Annotated in this window: 13 protein-coding genes and 1 riboswitch; of the genes, 6 read left to right on the top strand and 7 right to left on the bottom strand. The window is 69.9% G+C overall.

Translation table 11 applies throughout. The annotated features are described in order from the left end of the window. Nucleotides 1–81 precede the first annotated feature (81 nt). The 3 genes from ABT313_RS23280 to ABT313_RS23270 are packed head-to-tail and all read left to right on the top strand — an operon-like array spanning nucleotide 82 to nucleotide 3702. Complete coding sequence (locus ABT313_RS23280) at nucleotides 82–1866, top strand: glycoside hydrolase family 9 protein (protein WP_350857389.1); 1785 nt, start codon at nucleotides 82–84, stop codon at nucleotides 1864–1866. Nucleotides 1867–1876: 10 nt separating this feature from the next. Continuing rightward, nucleotides 1877–2470, top strand: a complete 594-nt coding sequence (locus tag ABT313_RS23275; protein WP_350857386.1) for a hypothetical protein — start codon at nucleotides 1877–1879, stop codon at nucleotides 2468–2470. After that, complete coding sequence (locus ABT313_RS23270; RefSeq protein WP_350857383.1) at nucleotides 2467–3702, top strand: amidase; 1236 nt, start codon at nucleotides 2467–2469, stop codon at nucleotides 3700–3702. Before ABT313_RS23275 ends, ABT313_RS23270 begins: the two co-directional genes overlap by 4 nt. Before the next feature lie 951 nt (nucleotides 3703–4653). Here the strand turns inward: ABT313_RS23270 and ABT313_RS23265 are convergent. Next, the gene (locus tag ABT313_RS23265) at nucleotides 4654–5124 is read right to left on the bottom strand and encodes a GbsR/MarR family transcriptional regulator (RefSeq protein ID WP_350857380.1); all 471 of its coding nucleotides are present in this window, start codon (nucleotides 5122–5124) and stop codon (nucleotides 4654–4656) included. Between the two features lie 62 nt (nucleotides 5125–5186). On the opposite strand from ABT313_RS23265, the gene ABT313_RS23260 reads away from it, so the two are divergent. After that, the gene (locus ABT313_RS23260; protein WP_350857378.1) at nucleotides 5187–6734 is read left to right on the top strand and encodes a DHA2 family efflux MFS transporter permease subunit; all 1548 of its coding nucleotides are present in this window, start codon (nucleotides 5187–5189) and stop codon (nucleotides 6732–6734) included. Here the strand turns inward: ABT313_RS23260 and ABT313_RS23255 are convergent. The 5 genes from ABT313_RS23255 to ABT313_RS23235 form a co-directional block, all read right to left on the bottom strand. Then, nucleotides 6727–8175: a glycine hydroxymethyltransferase gene (locus tag ABT313_RS23255; protein ID WP_350857375.1), complete on the bottom strand. Its 1449-nt coding sequence runs from the start codon at nucleotides 8173–8175 to the stop codon at nucleotides 6727–6729. The genes ABT313_RS23260 and ABT313_RS23255 overlap by 8 nt on opposite strands. Before the next feature lie 28 nt (nucleotides 8176–8203). Continuing rightward, nucleotides 8204–8286, bottom strand: a riboswitch (ZMP/ZTP riboswitch). 42 nt (nucleotides 8287–8328) lie between these two features. Next, a complete protein-coding gene (locus ABT313_RS23250) occupies nucleotides 8329–9525 on the bottom strand; it encodes an ABC transporter permease (protein ID WP_350857372.1) in 1197 nt (398 codons plus the stop codon). Further along, a complete protein-coding gene (locus ABT313_RS23245; RefSeq protein WP_350857369.1) occupies nucleotides 9509–10213 on the bottom strand; it encodes an ABC transporter ATP-binding protein in 705 nt (234 codons plus the stop codon). The genes ABT313_RS23250 and ABT313_RS23245 overlap by 17 nt, the downstream gene beginning before the upstream one ends. Further along, nucleotides 10210–11298, bottom strand: a complete 1089-nt coding sequence (locus ABT313_RS23240) for a peptidoglycan-binding protein (protein WP_350857365.1) — start codon at nucleotides 11296–11298, stop codon at nucleotides 10210–10212. The genes ABT313_RS23245 and ABT313_RS23240 overlap by 4 nt, the downstream gene beginning before the upstream one ends. Next, nucleotides 11295–11876: a hypothetical protein gene (locus tag ABT313_RS23235; protein WP_350857362.1), complete on the bottom strand. Its 582-nt coding sequence runs from the start codon at nucleotides 11874–11876 to the stop codon at nucleotides 11295–11297. Before ABT313_RS23235 ends, ABT313_RS23240 begins: the two co-directional genes overlap by 4 nt. A 124-nt stretch (nucleotides 11877–12000) precedes the next feature. Here ABT313_RS23235 and ABT313_RS23230 point away from each other — a divergent pair, with 124 nt between their 5' ends. After that, a complete protein-coding gene (locus ABT313_RS23230; RefSeq protein WP_350857359.1) occupies nucleotides 12001–12651 on the top strand; it encodes a response regulator transcription factor in 651 nt (216 codons plus the stop codon). Continuing rightward, nucleotides 12648–13961, top strand: a complete 1314-nt coding sequence (locus tag ABT313_RS23225; protein ID WP_350857356.1) for a sensor histidine kinase — start codon at nucleotides 12648–12650, stop codon at nucleotides 13959–13961. The genes ABT313_RS23230 and ABT313_RS23225 overlap by 4 nt, the downstream gene beginning before the upstream one ends. On the opposite strand, the gene ABT313_RS23220 is transcribed toward ABT313_RS23225, so the two are convergent. Beyond that, nucleotides 13942–15555, bottom strand: coding sequence for an acyl-CoA dehydrogenase family protein (locus ABT313_RS23220; protein ID WP_350857353.1), 1614 nt, complete (start codon nucleotides 15553–15555; stop codon nucleotides 13942–13944). The genes ABT313_RS23225 and ABT313_RS23220 overlap by 20 nt on opposite strands. Between the last annotated feature and the right edge of the window lie 22 nt (nucleotides 15556–15577).

The following is a 15577-nucleotide window of genomic DNA, read 5'->3' as shown; positions in this document are numbered from 1 at the left end:
GTCTGTACTCCGGCAGGCCGGTGCGCTACCGTCCCGATGCAATAGGAAACTTTCCTAACGATTGGCCGGAGGGAGACAATCGTGGGATCCTGGCGTCGGGTCATCGCCGCGGTGGCGGCAGCGGGTTTGGTGGTGGGACCGGTGACTACGGCAGCAGCCGCACCGGGTGGTGCGGTGCGGGTCAATCAGCTCGGGTACGGCGCCTTCGACAGCAAGGCGGCGTACGTCCTGAGCCGTGGGGTCGCGACGCGATTCGCCGTCGTGGACCGGTACGGGCGGCGGGTGCTGAGCGGCTCGGTCGGTAAGGACGTGGGGGAGTGGAACGCGACGTACCCGCACGTCTATCAGCTGGATCTGTCGGCGCTGAAGGTGCCGGGGCACTACCGGGTCGAGGTGCCCGGGGTCGCCTCCGCCGGGTTCGACGTGCGGGCGTCGTCGGACCGCCTGCAGGCCGGTGCCAAGGACAAGGTCGTGCAGTTCTTCACGGCTCAGCGGGACAACGTCCATCGCAACGACGCGAAGGCGCTCGTCTACGAGATCCCCGAGTTCGTGGATCCGGACAGCGACCAGACGGTCGGTGAGCTGAAGCGCATCGGCGGTCCGGTCGACGTCACCGGCGGCTGGTACGACGCGGGCGACTACCTGAAGTTCACCCACATCGCGGCGTACTCGGAATCGTTGCTGTGGGCATCGGTTCGGGACAAGCCGGACAAGGCCGTGCTCGCCGAGGCGCGGCACGGGCTGGACTGGCTGGACAAGATGTGGGATCAGAAGACGCGCACGCTGTACATCCAGGTCGGCGTCGGTGCGGGCAACGACACCGAGACCTACATCGGCGACCACGACATCTGGCGGCTGCCGGGCGTCGACGACCACCTGACCGATCCGTCCGAGCGCTTCCTGCGCAACCGGCCCGTGTTCCGCGCCGCTGCGCCGGGCAAGCCGATCAGCCCGAACCTGGCCGGACGTACGGCGGCCGCGTTCGCGCTGGCCGCACAGGTCGAGCCGAACCGGGCGGACGCCCGCCGGCATCTCGAGACGGCCGCGCAGATCTTCGCGCAGGCCAAGACGACGAACGTCGGGCAGCTGGTGACGTCGTTGCCGTTCGCGTTCTATCCGGAGACGGCCTGGCGCGACGACCTCGAATTGGGTGCGACCGAGCTGGCGCTCGCGGCTCGGAAGCTGGGTGACCCGCGGGCTGGGGCCTGGCTGAAGCAGGCCGGCTACTGGGCTTCGCAGTACATCGCGCACGAGGCCGGCGGAGACACGTTGAACCTGTACGACGTGAGTGCGCTGGCGCACGCGGATCTTATCCGGGCTGCGCGGACCGATCGGCCGCTGGTTCGCGAGTTGGCCGGTGATCTGCGGGCGCAGCTGGAGATCGGTACGGCGCGTTCGGCGGCGGATCCGTTCCGGGCCGGCGCGCAGTACGCCGAGTTCGACGCCGTACCGCACACCTTCGGGTTGGCCACCACGGCCCGGCTCTACCGGGAGGTGACGGGCGACCGGCGGTACGACGCGTTCGGTCAGCAACAACTCGACTGGGCCTTCGGCGCTAACGCGTGGGGTGTGTCGTTCGTGATCGGCGTCGGGCAGACGTTCGAACGCTGTCCCCACCACCAGATCGCGAACATCACCGGGCACCGGCTCACCGGCGCGGTCGTCAACGGACCCAACTCGGCCGACCTGTTCACCGACGGGCTGGACGACTACCTCGACGGGATGACGCATTGCCCGCCGGACGCGTCCGACCCGTATGCGCAGTACACCGGTCACGACTCGCGGTACGTGGACGACGTACGGTCCTGGCAGACGGCTGAGCCGGCGGACGACTTCGCGGCGATCGCGGTCTACGCGCTGACGTAAACTCACGCGGGTGGCCGGCTGGGAAGACGTCGAGGAGTTCACCCTCGGCAACATCTCCCGCCCGGCCACCCGGACCCAGAACCGCATCGAGTTCGGCCCCAACGCGATCCGCGCCGTTCAGGGCCCGAACGACGACCGCGTCCTCGAGCCCTACGCGTACGTCGGTGCCGACCGCTCGCTGTACCTCGACGCCGACCTGACCCGGCTGCTGTGCCGCGTCGAGGCGACCGGCGAGCACTCCTGGGCAGTGCACGACGGCGACCGTGAAATCGGCGCTATCACCCGCCTGCCTTCGAACCGGCGTCTCGTGCGCCCCAACTGGCGGATCAACCAGCCGGGCCACCCCGAGATCGTCGGCCGCACCGAATGGCTGTCAGGCAGCCCCGGGCGCCTGGCCGCCAAGGCCGCGACCCGCCTGATCGCCGGCGTACTCGACGGCCTCACCGGCATCGGCGACGAAGGCGGCGACCAGCCCGCCAGGTCCCGCACCCTCGAATGGCGCACCGCCGACGAACTGGTGATGATCTCGAACTCCTCGATCCGCATCACCGTCGACTGGCTGGACCGGCGTCTTCCCTTCGCGTACACCCTCCTGGCCAAATGACCCGTCGGCGAACCGCGGTCGAGATCGCGCGTGCAGTTCGGTCCAGGGCTCTGAGCGCGGTGGACGTCGTCGACGAGGCCATCGCGGCGGCTGAGCGGCTGGATCCGGTGCTGCACTTCCTGGACGAGCTGGATGCTGCCGGCGCGCGGGCGGCTGCGATGCGGTTGCCGCCGGACGGGCCGCTCGCCGGCGTACCGTTCCTGATCAAGTCGCGTACGCCGCCGGACGCGCCGATCATCGCCCGACTGGTTGCCGCCGGGGCTGTCCCGATCGGATGGTCGACCCGCGCCCGGCCCGGCGCTCAATCCTTGACCTTCGGCTGGAACGGCGTCGACTACACGCGCAATCCGTGGGACCTCTCGCGGTCACCCGGGGGCTCGACCGCGGGCGGCGCGGCGGCTGTCGCGGCGGGCGTCGTACCCCTGGCAACGGGTGGCGACAGCGGTGGTTCGCTCCGCATCCCGGCCTCGTTCTCCGGCGTCATCGGCTTCAAGGGCACCTACGGCCGGATCCCGCGCCCCGGCGGACGTCCACTCGGGGGCCTTACGACGGCCGGCGTGATCGGCGCCGACCTCGACGACGTCGTCCTCGCCACCAGCATCGCCAGCGGACCCCACCGCCTGGACCCCACGGCCCTCCCACCGTGGCCGCCGCACGGCCTCGATGACTTTGAGCACCCGTCAACCACAACTGACCGCGCGTTGTGGTTGGTGGGCGCACAAAGACGCTGGCGGGTGGCTTATCGGTCGACGCTCGGGGTGTGTCCGGCTGAGGGGGCGGTCGATCGGGTCGTGCGGCAGCGGCTGGCGGCGGCTGCAGTGGAGGTCGTCGACGTGCCGTTGGAGTTGGCGCCGACTGAGGAGGCGTGGGCGGCGTTGTCCGATCTCGACAACGGTCGTGGGGCGGAGGAGGCGGCGGCGCGGCGGGCGCGAGCGGTGCGGGACTTCAACAACACGGCGCTCGCCGATCTGTTCAGCGAGGTGGATGCGCTGGTCACGCCGACAACGCTGACTGTTGCCCACGGCTACGATCAGCACGAGGAGAGCATCGTGACCGGCGATCCGTGCTGGGTGTTCAACGTGACCGGCCATCCCGCGGTGAGTGTCCCGGTCGGAAGGTCGGAGGGACTACCGGTGGGCGCGCAGGTTGTTGCGCCGCACGGGGCGGACGAGGTTGCACTCGCGGTGGCTCGCCTACTTCTGGTCGACCTGCCTCTGCCGCCGGTCCGCTGACCAGCGGGTGAGCCTTCGCCGAGACGTCGGCACCTGGCGGCGAGAGCGCCTTCGCCACGGTGCTGGCGAGGTCGACAGCCGAGGCCTGCTTGCGGTCCGGCCTGGTTTCGCCGCGGGCTGTCGGGGAGCGCAGCGGCTCCGGCTTGGTGAAGTCGGACATCGCGGCGACGACCGGCGGCGTATAGACCTCCTCGCGTACGGCGGTCGTCGGCGCGGCGGCCGGGGCCGGTGGCCGCAGGGCCTCGTTGAGCTCGGTGCGGAAGAACTTGACGAGCTCCTTCGCGCGGAGGATTCGGCTGCGGCGGAGGACGTGTTGCTCGCCGGCGAGCGACGCCTTCTCGCGCCAGCTGACGTCGAACATGATCCGGCCCAGCCGGAAGCCGGCGTTCGTCTCGCCATCGGCGTACCCCCGCGCATCTCCGTCGGTGAAGAACTCGCTGTAGAAGGCGCCCTCGTCCTCGAACTTCAGCACGTTCCAGGCCCGGAACTGATCCGTCGGCAGCTCACCCCGCACCCACGCTTCGTCCATCAGCGCGTGCGACTCGGCGTTGAGCGGCCGATGCCCGACGTACCGGTACTGCGGACGCTCGCCCCGCCGGCGTCGTTCGTACTCCGCGATGATCTGCGGCCACTCGTCCGCCGAGATCGCCCGCGCCAGCCTGGCTGCGAACGAGGTCCGCGCCCGCAGTTCGGACCGTGACGTGACGGGATGATCGGTCCGCCCGGTCATCGTCTCGAGCTTGTCCATCACGAACGTCTCGCCGTGCGGCCCGATCCGCCCCCACTGGGTGACCTTCAGCGACGGGCGGTCCGCGCCGCCGGTCAGTGTGTTGAGTGCACGTAGCGCGGCGATTCCCACCCGGTACAGCGGGACGCGGCGGCGCATGATGCGCGTCTCCCAGCGGGTTCGCTCGTCGCTGTCCAGCCACGCGGTACCGACGAGGTGCCGGCTCATCCGGGATGGTCCGCGCGCCAGTTCTTGATCATCTGTTCCATGTCGGTGTGGATGAACGCGAAGAAGTCCGCGGCCTCGGTCAGTCGGCGGGCGACAGGGGAGTCGGCGGGGAAGAGGCCGGCGCCGGAGCGGCTGGTCGCCTCCCATTCGCTCAGTGCGAGGTTGCGGCGCTCGAGGATCGCGGCGAAGACATCCTCCCGGATCCGGTAATGGTCCTTGCGCGACCCGGGCAGCCGCTCGCGCGAGATGAACGACACCTGCAACAACTGCCGGACGGCGCCGGACACCGCCGGCTGGCTGATCTTCAACGACTCGGCCAGCTCGGCCGCCGTCATCGTGCCGGTCGGACTGACCAGCATCGCGCCCATCACCCGGGCCGACATCGTCGGTACGCCGCTGTTCGCCAGCACGCCCGCGAACCGCTCGACGAACTGACTCACGGCCTCCGGGCTCGGTTCCTCCGCCATGGTTGAAGCTTACAGTAATCTGATCTATCGCAACTATCACAAAATTCTGATAATTTGAATCCATGACCTCGACCATCGACACCGGGGCGCCGACGCTTACCGGCGGCCGCCGCTTCGGCGTACTCATCGCTTTGTGTCTCGCCGTCCTCGTGCTCGGCCTCGACACGACCGTGCTCAATGTCGCGCTGCCGACGCTCGCGAAGGACCTGGACGCGTCGACCAGCCAGCTGCAATGGATGGCGAACAGCTACAACCTCGTCCTCGCGGCGCTCCTGCTGCCGGCCGGTCTGCTCGGTGACCGGTACGGGCGGCGCAAGATCATCGCGATCGCGCTCACCTTGTTCGGCCTGGCGTCGCTGGCCTGTGCGCTGTCCGACTCGGCCGGCCAGCTGATCGCGGCCCGCGCGTTCCTCGGGATCGGGGCGGCGATGATCGTCCCGGTCGCGCTGTCGCTGATCACCGTGCTGTTCCGCACCGAGGAGGACCGGAAGAAGGCGATCGGGTTCTTCGTCGTTGCCAACAGCATCGGTATGCCGCTCGGCCCGATCGTCGGCGGCCTGCTGCTCGATCACGCCGGCTGGCAGTGGATCTTCCTGATGAACGTGCCGATCGCCTTCGTCGCGGCGCTCGCGGTCACGCTGCTCGTCCCGGAGACACGCAGCTCGAACCGGCCGGCGATCGACTGGCTCGGCATCGTGCTGTCGAGCACCGGTCTCGCGGCCCTCGTGTACGGCGTGACCAAAGCCGGCGAATCGTCCTGGTCCGACGCCGTCACGATCGTGTTCCTCGGGCTGGCCGTCGTACTGATCGCCGGGTTCCTCGTCTGGCAGCGGCGTAACCGTGAGCCGTTGATCGAGCTCCGGCTGTTCGGCGAGCGGGTGTTCACCGGCGGCGCCGTACTGCTGACGGTGTCGGTGTTCGCGATCTTCGGGTTGCTGTTCACGATGCCGCAGTACTTCCAGGGCATCAACGGATCGGATGCGTTGCACACCGGACTGAAGCTGCTGCCGTTCATCGGCGGGATGACGATCGGCGCGAAGCTGGCGTCTCCGGTCGAGTCGAAGGTCGGCACCCGGCTGGTGGTGATGACCGGGTTCGTGGTGATGGCGGCCGGGTTCGCGCTCGGCGCCTTCACCGATCTCGGCACCGGGTACGGGTACACGGCGATCTGGTTCGTGGTGGTCGGCTTCGGGCTCGGGTGTTCGATGCCGCAGGCAATGAACGCGGCGCTCGGCGTACTCGATCCGGAGCGGGCCGGGACGGGATCAGGACTGCTGCAGGCGTTCCGTCAGGTCGGCGGCACGGTCGGCGTCGCCGTACTCGGGACCGTTCTCAACTCCGTCTACCGCCACAACATCGACACCACCGGCCTGCCCGCGCAGGTCGCTGAAGCGGCCGAGAAGAGCCTGGGCGGCGGACTCGCCGTCGCCGCCCAGGCCGGCTCCCCGGACCTGCTCGCCAACGTCCGCGACGCCTTCATGACCAGCCTGAACACCACGATGTGGGTGTCGACCGGCATCGCGATCGCCGGTGCCGTGCTCGCCGCAGTACTGATGCCGAAGAAGCAGGCTGCCCGCCCCCGGGAGGACGGGCAGCCGGTGATCAGTTGAGCTCGAGGCCCGGGTACAGCGGGTGCTTGTCGAGGATCTCGGCCGAGGCGGCGCGGGTCTTGTCGGCGACGCCGTCGGCGAGGACGTACTTCGCCTTCGAGGGGGCGCCCGCGGACGTGGTCGTCGGGGTGGTCGCGGACAGCACGTCCACGATCAGCTCGGCGACCCGGTCGAACTCGTCGGCGCCGAACCCGCGCGTGGTGAGGGCCGGCGTACCGATCCGGACGCCCGAGGTGTACCAGGCGCCGTTCGGGTCGCGCGGTACGGCGTTGCGGTTGGTGACGATGCCCGCGTCGAGCAGCGCGGACTCGGCCTGCCGGCCGGTGATGCCGTACGACGAGACGTCGAGCAGCACCAGGTGGTTCTCGGTGCCGTCCGTCACGAGCTTCACGCCGCGCTTCATCAGGCCCTCGGCCAGGACGACGGCGTTGTCCGCGACCGCCTGCGCGTACTCCTGGAACGACGGCTGACGTGCCTCGGCCAGCGCGACGGCCTTCGCGGCCATCGTCTGGCTGAGCGGCCCGCCCAGCACCATCGGGCAGCCGCGGTCGACGGACTCGGCGTACTCCGGCTGGCACAGCACCATGCCGCCGCGCGGACCGCGCAGCGACTTGTGGGTCGTGGTCGTGGTGACGTGGGCGTGCGGGACCGGATCGAAGTCGCCGGTGAAGACCTTGCCCGCGACCAGGCCGGCGAAGTGCGCCATGTCGACCATCAGCGTCGCGCCGACCTCGTCGGCGATCTCGCGCATCTTGGCGAAGTTCACCTTGCGCGGGTACGCCGAGTAGCCGGCGATCAGGATCAGCGGCTTGAACTCACGCGCCTTGCGGGCGACCTCGTCGTAGTCGAGCAGGCCGGTCTCCGGGTCGGTGCCGTAGGAATGCTGGTTGAACATCTTGCCGGAAATGTTCGGCCGGAAGCCGTGGGTCAGGTGACCGCCGGCGTCCAGCGACATACCGAGCATCTTCTGGTCGCCGAGCGCCTTGCGGAGCTTGGTCCAGTCGTCCTCGGACAGGTCGTTGACGTGCTTCGCGCCGGCCTCGGCGAGCGCCGGGGACTCGATCCGCTGCGCGAGGATCGCCCAGAAGGCGACCAGGTTCGCGTCGATGCCGGAGTGCGGCTGGACGTACGCGTGCGGCGCGTCGAACAGCGCCCGCGCGTGGTCCGCGGCGGTCTGCTCGACCGTGTCGACGTTCTGGCAGCCGGCGTAGAAGCGGTGCCCGATCGTGCCCTCGGCGTACTTGTCCGAGAGCCAGTTGCCCATCGTGAGGAGCGTGGCGGGGGAGGCGTAGTTCTCGCTCGCGATCAGCTTCAGCGAGGACCGCTGGTCGGCCAGCTCGGCCTTGATCGCGCCGGCGATCGTCGGTTCGACCGCGGCAATCACCTGCAGCGCGTTGTTGTACGCGGCCGACGCCGCGGCCGCATCGAAGGGTTGAGTCATCGTTGTCTCTCCTGCGGTTGCAGTGGGTCGAAGGCACCCAGGCGCACGGTGCCGACGGGTTTCGCTCCCCGGTGGTTCTCCACCTTCAGCGCGCCAGTCGCGACGCCCTCACCCTAGCGTGTGCGGGCACCCCTGGTGTGCGCGGTACACGGGTCAACCTGCGATCCGCAGAGCCGCCGCCGGAGCCAGTTGGGCCGCTCGCAGCGCCGGGTACAGGCCTGCGATCAGCCCGACCAGCACAGAGGCTGCCAGTCCGAGTCCCACTGGCAGCAGCGGGACCTGTACGGCGACGGCCTGGCTCATCGCGGCGACCCACGTGACCGCCAGCCCGGCGATGCCTCCTGCCAGTGCTCCGGACAGGCAGAGCAGCGTGGACTCGATCAGGATCAGACCGCCTACGAAGCCCCGGCCGGCGCCCAGCGCGCGGCGCAGACCGATCTCCGATCGCCGCTCGAGCACCGACACCACCATGGCGTTCGCCACCCCGACACCACCGACGAGTAGAGCCACCGCGCCGAGACCGAAGGCGAGATCGTTCAAGGCGTTCTGTGCCGTGAGGCGAGCGGCCAGGAGGTCGGACGGGCGGCCGACCTGCACGGCACCGGGGTCCTCGGGCGAGGTGGTCGCCGCGAGCAGCGCATGCACCGGCCCGACCTTGTCCGGATCGGCACGCAGGTAGATGCGGCTCGGGCCGCCGCCAGCGTCGAGCCTGGTGTGTGCGGCGCGGTCACCGATCAGCACGGCGCTGTCGAGTTCCGGCGCGAGCGGTGCGTCGGCCAGGATGCCGAGAACGGTCGCGACGACAGTACGGCGCCCATCCGCCGTACTCAGCGTGACCAGCCGGTTCGGTCCGGCCGTGCTCATTCCGAGCGCTCGGGCCGCGCCGGAGCCGAGTACGACGGCCGGGTAGCGGCTGGTGGCCGCGTCGAGGAAGGCGCCATGCGTCACGTGCAGGTCGAGGGTGGCGGTCAGGTCCGCCGAGACGGCGATCACCGCAAGCCCGTTCGTGTCGGCCACCGGTACGAATGGGGTACGCCGGGCGATCCAGCCGGACTGATACGCGACAGGTGACAGCTGCTGCACACCCGGGATGCGCCGGAGCATCGCAGGCGACTGGGAGGGCAGCGGCGCCGGCTGGTTGTCGATGGTGTTACCCGAGCTGACTGTCAGCAGGTTCCCGTCCTGACCGAGCTGGTTGAGCAAAGCCTGCCGAGTCGTTGCGGGGATCGCCACAACGGCGACCATCGCCGCCATACCGAGAGCGATGCCACCGGCGCACAAGGCACTGCGTAGCGGCCGGGCCCGCAGACCGCGGACAGCCTCACCGACGAGATCAAGAGTGCGAGACATGACGCACCCCCTGGGCGCTGTCGCGACGGAGTACGCCGTCGCGCAGCTCGACCTGGCGCTGCGCGGCCGCGGCAACCTCGCGGTCGTGAGTGATGACGATCAGCGTGGTGCCGGCCGAGTTGAGCTCGCGGAGCAGGCCGAGGATCTGACCACCGGTCGCGCTGTCGAGGTTGCCGGTCGGCTCATCGGCCAGGATGAGGGTCGGAGACCCGACCAGAGCGCGGGCGATCGCGACGCGTTGGCACTCGCCGCCCGAGAGCTGGCCTGGCAGATGGTGCCGGCGGTCACCGAGGCCGACGCGCTCACAGGCCTCCGCGGCGGCCGCCCGGCGGCTGCGGGCGGTCATCGAGCGGTAGAGCAGCGCATGCGCGATGTTCGCGAGCACGTCGCGATGGGGGAGCAGGAAGAACTGCTGGAACACGAAGCCGAGGTGCCGTGCACGGAATCCGGCCAGCGCAGTGTCCGAGAGCCGGCGGGTGTCCGAGCCGGCGATGTGGACCGCTCCGGTGGTCGGCCGTTCCAACGTCCCGGCGATCTGCAGCAGGGTGCTCTTTCCCGATCCGGACGGTCCGACCACGGCAACGAGCTCGCCGGGATCCACCCGGAGCGTGAGATCGCGCAGCGCGGTCGTCTCGGGGTTGCCGGCGTACGTCTTGGTGACTCCGATCAGCTCCAGTGCGGACGTCATGAGGCCGCCACCACGACCTGGGTGCCGGCGGTGATTCCAGCGCCGGCCACCTGCACCATCGTGTCCGTCGAGACCCCGCACTGCACCGCGACATCGCCGCGGTTCACCACGGTGACCGCGAAACCTCCGTCCGGCCGGGCCAGCAACGCCGTGATCGGCACTGCGAGCGCGTCCTTCACCTCGTCGAGCGTGATCGCGACCTGAACCGGTGCCGAGCTGTACGCCGCCGCGAGCGACGGTCGCTCCAGCCGGACCGTGGCGTTGACCACCGCGGTCTGCGGCCCGCCGTTGCGGGAGTCCGGCGCGTCGGACTCCGGCAGCGTCGCGACGCGGTCCACCGCGCTGACGGTGCCCGGTGCCCTGGTCACCGCATCGGGCAGCGTCACGGTCACCGATGCGCCACGGTGCAGGAGGTAGGCCTGGTCGACCGGAACCGGTACTTCGACGAGCAGTACCGGTGACGTTGCCGACAGCAACGGCATACCTGGTTGGACCGGCGCTCCCAGGTTGGCCTGGACGGCGCTCACCCGGAGCGGAACGGCGGCGAACACGAGCTGGCCGAGGTCGACGGTCCCGGTGCGCGGGAGGTGGTGTGCACGCTGCCAACGGCGTACTGCGGTCTCCGTACGCCAGGTGTACTGCGAACTGCCGCTGACCGCGGGGTGGTACCCGAGCCGGGCGAGTGCCGTGTTGAGTTGGGACACGTCCGGACCGCGGAGCCCTCGGCGGAGTGTCCGCCACAACGGACGGGCACCGGCCAGAACTGGGATCGCGCGACCGTCGGCCTCGTACAACGTGCCGTCCGCCGGGATCACGGCGCCTGGCGTGGGCAGCCAGGTGAACGCCTGGGCGGAGGTGGTGGCGACCAGGTCGACTGTCGGACCGTAGCTGATGGTTCCGTAGTACTGCCTGGTGGTCCGCAAGTTCGTGCGGACCACTGCAGCCGTAGAGAGCTTCGCCGATTGCGGCACTCCAGCGGCGGGCTCGGTATGGAACGGGGTCCGTTGCGAAGCCCAGCCGCCCGCGATGCCGGCAACGACCGAGAGGCTGACGCCGACCAGCACGGTCCGGCGTGAGGTGCTCACTGGCCCGCCAGCTTGTTCAGCTGGGACGCTTCGATCTCGTCGTCGAGCAGCGTGCGGCAGGCACGGAACGCCTGCTGGACAACGGCTGTCTGTTTGTCGGCCCCCGGCGGCAACTCGTCCGCGCTCAGCCCGAACCCGTGTCCGGGTACGTATGCCGTCCGGGCGTTCGGGTCCTTCATCTTCGGCAAGCCGTTCTGCCGCAGGCAGCGTGCAGCCTTCACTCCGGCGGCGATCAGTGTGGCCGGCGCAGGTGGCTGGGTCTGCGGGTTCCAGGTCGCAGCGCGCAGTTGCTGTTCGCAGTCCGACAAGGCGCTGCGCAGTACTCCGCTCGCCGCGTCTTGGAGCGGACGGTAATCGGTGAACACCTGGCCGGTCGCACCGAGCACCGGGTCGGTGAAGTTCTGGATGCCGTGCGAGCGGACGCACTGCGCCGCGGTGTGCAGTTTGGCGATCCGATCCGCCGAGGTGTCGGTGGTGGTGCCGATGTCCTTGAGGTTCGGCTTGCTGCATCCGGTCAGCAGGAGCGCGGCGACTGCCGCGGCCACGCAGGCCGATCCGAGTGGACGTGTGTGGGTCATGACAGCTCCTTGCCCGACGATGATTGGGACCAGGAGTACGCGGAAGGCCGTGACACCGGGCTAACAACGAGTCGTTATGCCGGTGTCACACCGCGGCGGGGACACTGCGACCGGAGGTGCCGACGTGAGATTGCTGGTGGTCGAGGACGAGGCCGTGCTGGCGCGGAACCTTGCCGACGGTCTGCGGGACGCGGGATTCGCGGTCGATGTCGCGCTGGACGGCTCCGATGCCCTCGGCAAGGTCGCCGTGACCACGTACGACGTAGTGGTGCTGGACCGGGATCTGCCGGGCGTGCCGGGGGACGACGTCTGCCGGACGCTGGTCGGCAACCGGTCACGCAGCCGCATCCTGATGCTGACCGCGGCCGCGGAGGTGGACGACCGGATCGCCGGCCTGGGGCTCGGGGCGGACGACTACCTGGGGAAGCCGTTCGCGTTCGCCGAGCTGCTCGCCCGGGTGCGCGCCCTGAGCCGGCGCTCGCCGTCACTGGCGCCGGTGGTCAGCCGGCAGGACCTGGAGATCGATCTCGGGCGCAGAACGGTACAGCGGGCCGGCGAGCCGGTACTGCTGACCCGGAAGGAGTTCGGCGTGCTGGAAGCGCTGGTGCTCGCAGACGGGGCAGTGGTGAGTGCCGAGGAACTGCTCGACCAGGTCTGGGACGAGAACCTCGATCCGTTCAGCAACGTGGTCGCGGTGACGCTGGGCCGGCTCCGCCGCAAGCTCGGACGTCCGCCGCTGATCGAGACCGTCGTCGGCACGGGGTACCGGCTGTGACCGCCCGTCGGCAGGGCACGTCGCCGCTGCGGTGGCCGCGGCCGTCCTGGACCTGGCCGGCGCCGGCGCGGATACCGCTGCAGACCCGGCTGACGCTGCTGCTCGCCGTCGTCTTCGTGGTCGGCGGCGCGTTGCTCGTCGTACTCAGCACGTCGCTGGCCAACCAGAGCATCGCGGCCGCGAACGCCGCGTCCGCGCCGGCGGCGGCCGAGCTGCAGCGACAGCTGGGCGACATCCTCAGCCAGGCGGACCAGACGCAGAAGCCGAAGGCCGGATCGACCCCTCCGCCGGACGGCAAGCCGACGGAGGAGCAGCGGAAGCAGTCGGCGGATCTGAAGCAGAAGCTTCTCGCGGCCAACAACGAGTACGCGGCCGCGACCAAGACCGACGCGGTGGCCCAGCTGGTCGGCAAGTCGGCGATCGGCCTCGTGGTCATGGTCCCGCTGGCCGGTCTGCTCGCCTGGTACCTGGCCGGCCGGTCCTTGCGGCCGGTGCGATCCATCACCGCGGCCGCCCGCCGTACCTCGGCGGACCGGTTGTCCGAGCGGCTGGCGCTGTCCGGGCCGAAGGACGAGATCACCGAGCTCGCCGCCACCTTTGACGCGATGATGGATCGGCTGGAACGCGCGTTCGAGGCGCAGCGCAGGTTCGTCGCGGACGCCTCGCACGAGTTGCGTACGCCGATCGCGGTGGCCGCGACCTCGATCGACGTCGTGCTGGCGAAGCCGGACCGGACACCCCAGCAGCTCGAGGCGATGGCTCACGACGTCCGCGGAGCGCTGACCAGGGTGGAGCGACTGGTCGACAGTCTGCTCGCGCTGACTCGCAGCGAGCAGCTCGACCGGGCCCGCGAGCCGGTCGATCTGGCCGTCCTCGCCGAGGACGCCCTGGATGCGCACAGCGCGGAGGTGCGGGCGTGCGGACTGACCGTCGAGGTCGACCTGGCGAAAGCCCGGATCGCCGGCGACCCCGCGCTCCTCGATCGGATGACCGGCAATCTCGTCGACAACGCCATCCGCCACAACGTCAGCGGCGGCCACGTCCGCGTCGTCACCGCGGCGACCGCGGCTGGTGTCAGGCTGACGGTCTCCAACTCCGGCGCTGTCATCCCTGCGACGGCCGTCGAGCAGCTGCGAAGGCCGTTCCACCGGCTCAGCGGCCGGGCCCGGACCGAGGATCACGGTCTGGGCCTCGGCCTGGCCATCGCGGACGCCGTCTGCCGGGCGCACGGCGGAACGCTGACGCTCGAGGCAAATCCCTCGGGTGGACTGGACGTGCGCGCAGACCTGCCTACAGGCTCCGCTGGATGATCTGCCCGAAGGGCGTGGTTCGCGGCAAGGTCCCGAACACGCCACCCCAGTCGTTGGCCAGTCGCGACGCCACGAAGGCGTCCGCGACCGCAGGTGTGGAGTGCCTGACGAGCAACGACGCCTGCAGGCACAGAGCCATCAACGCGGCCAGCCTGCGGGCGCCGGCCTCTGCGTTCTCGACGTCGGCCAGTGACTGCAGTACGTCGTTCACGGCCGCGTCGAGTCTGGCGTCGGCGCCTTGTACGGCGGCCATCTCGGTCAGCCAGGCGTCGAGGGACTCCGGCCGTCGCAGTGCACGCAGTACGTCGAGCGCGTTGACGTTGCCCGATCCTTCCCAGATCGAGTTCAGCGGCGACTCCCGGTAGAGCAGCGGCAGACCGGACTCCTCGACGTACCCGTTCCCGCCCAGGCACTCGAGTGCCTCCGCGACCATGAACGGGGTCCGCTTGCACACCCAGAACTTGGCCAGCGGCAGGGCGATCCTGCGGAACGCCGCTTGCTGAGAGTCCGTGGAGTCGACGGCGGCCGCGAGGCGCATGGCGAGGGCTGTTGCTGCTTCGCTCTCGATCGCGAGGTCGGCCAGGACGTTCTGCATCGCGGGCTTGTCGGCGAGCAAACCGCCGAAGGCATTGCGGTGCCGGGTGTGCCAGATGGCCTCGACGAGGGCTCGGCGTTGGAGGGCGGCCGAGCCGAGTACGCAGTCCAGCCGGGTCGCGGCGACCATCTCGATGATCGTCCGGACCCCGGCGCCCTCGTCGCCCAGCCGGTAGCCGATTGTCCCGTGGAACTCGACCTCCGACGACGCGTTCGAGCGATTGCCGAGCTTGTCCTTCAGCCGCTGCAGAGCGAACGGGTTCCGGTTGCCGTCGGCAAGCACCCGCGGTACGACGAAACAGCTCAGCCCGTCCGGCGCCTGCGCCAGCACCAGGAACACGTCGACCTGCGGTGCCGAGCAGAACCACTTGTGCCCGTTCAGCTGGTACTCGCCGTCGCCCACAGGAGTCGCGGTCGTGAGGTTCGCCCGTACGTCGGACCCGCCCTGCTTCTCGGTCATCCCCATCCCGGCGAGCACACCGCTCTTCGCGGCGACCGGAAGACGGCGTACGTCGTACTCCGTCGACGCCAACTGCGGGACCCACTCCTTCGCGAGGCGCTCGTCCGCCCGCAGTGCCGGCACCGCGGCGTACGTCATCGAGATCGGGCAGCCGTGCCCGGGCTCGACCTGGGACCACAGGTAGAAGCCGGCCGCCCGGGCCAGGTGCGGCGACGGGCGGTCGCTGGTCCACGGCGCGGCCTGTAGCCCGAACCCGACCGCCTGCTCCATCAGCCAGTGCCACGAGGGGTGGAACTCGACCTCGTCGATGCGGTTCCCGTAGCGGTCGTGGGTGCGCAGTACCGGCGGGTTCTGGTTCGCCGGGAGAGCGTGCGCACGGGCCTCCTCGGACCCCGCCAGCTCGCCGATCCGGTGCAGACCGGGATCGTCGACCAGCTCGGCATACGGACGCAGAGCGTCACCGAGAGCCGCATCCTGGGTGAAGAAGTTCACGCCCCGCAGTGGGGGAGCCTGATTCGTTACCGCGAATGGGTCCGCCATGTCAGTACGGTAAGCGGTATGG

It is taken from the genome of Kribbella sp. NPDC000426, assembly GCF_040300265.1.
In the GTDB taxonomy this organism is placed as follows: domain Bacteria; phylum Actinomycetota; class Actinomycetes; order Propionibacteriales; family Kribbellaceae; genus Kribbella.
Note: the sequence above shows the minus strand (reverse complement) of the source record. Positions and strands in the feature narration are given on the sequence as shown.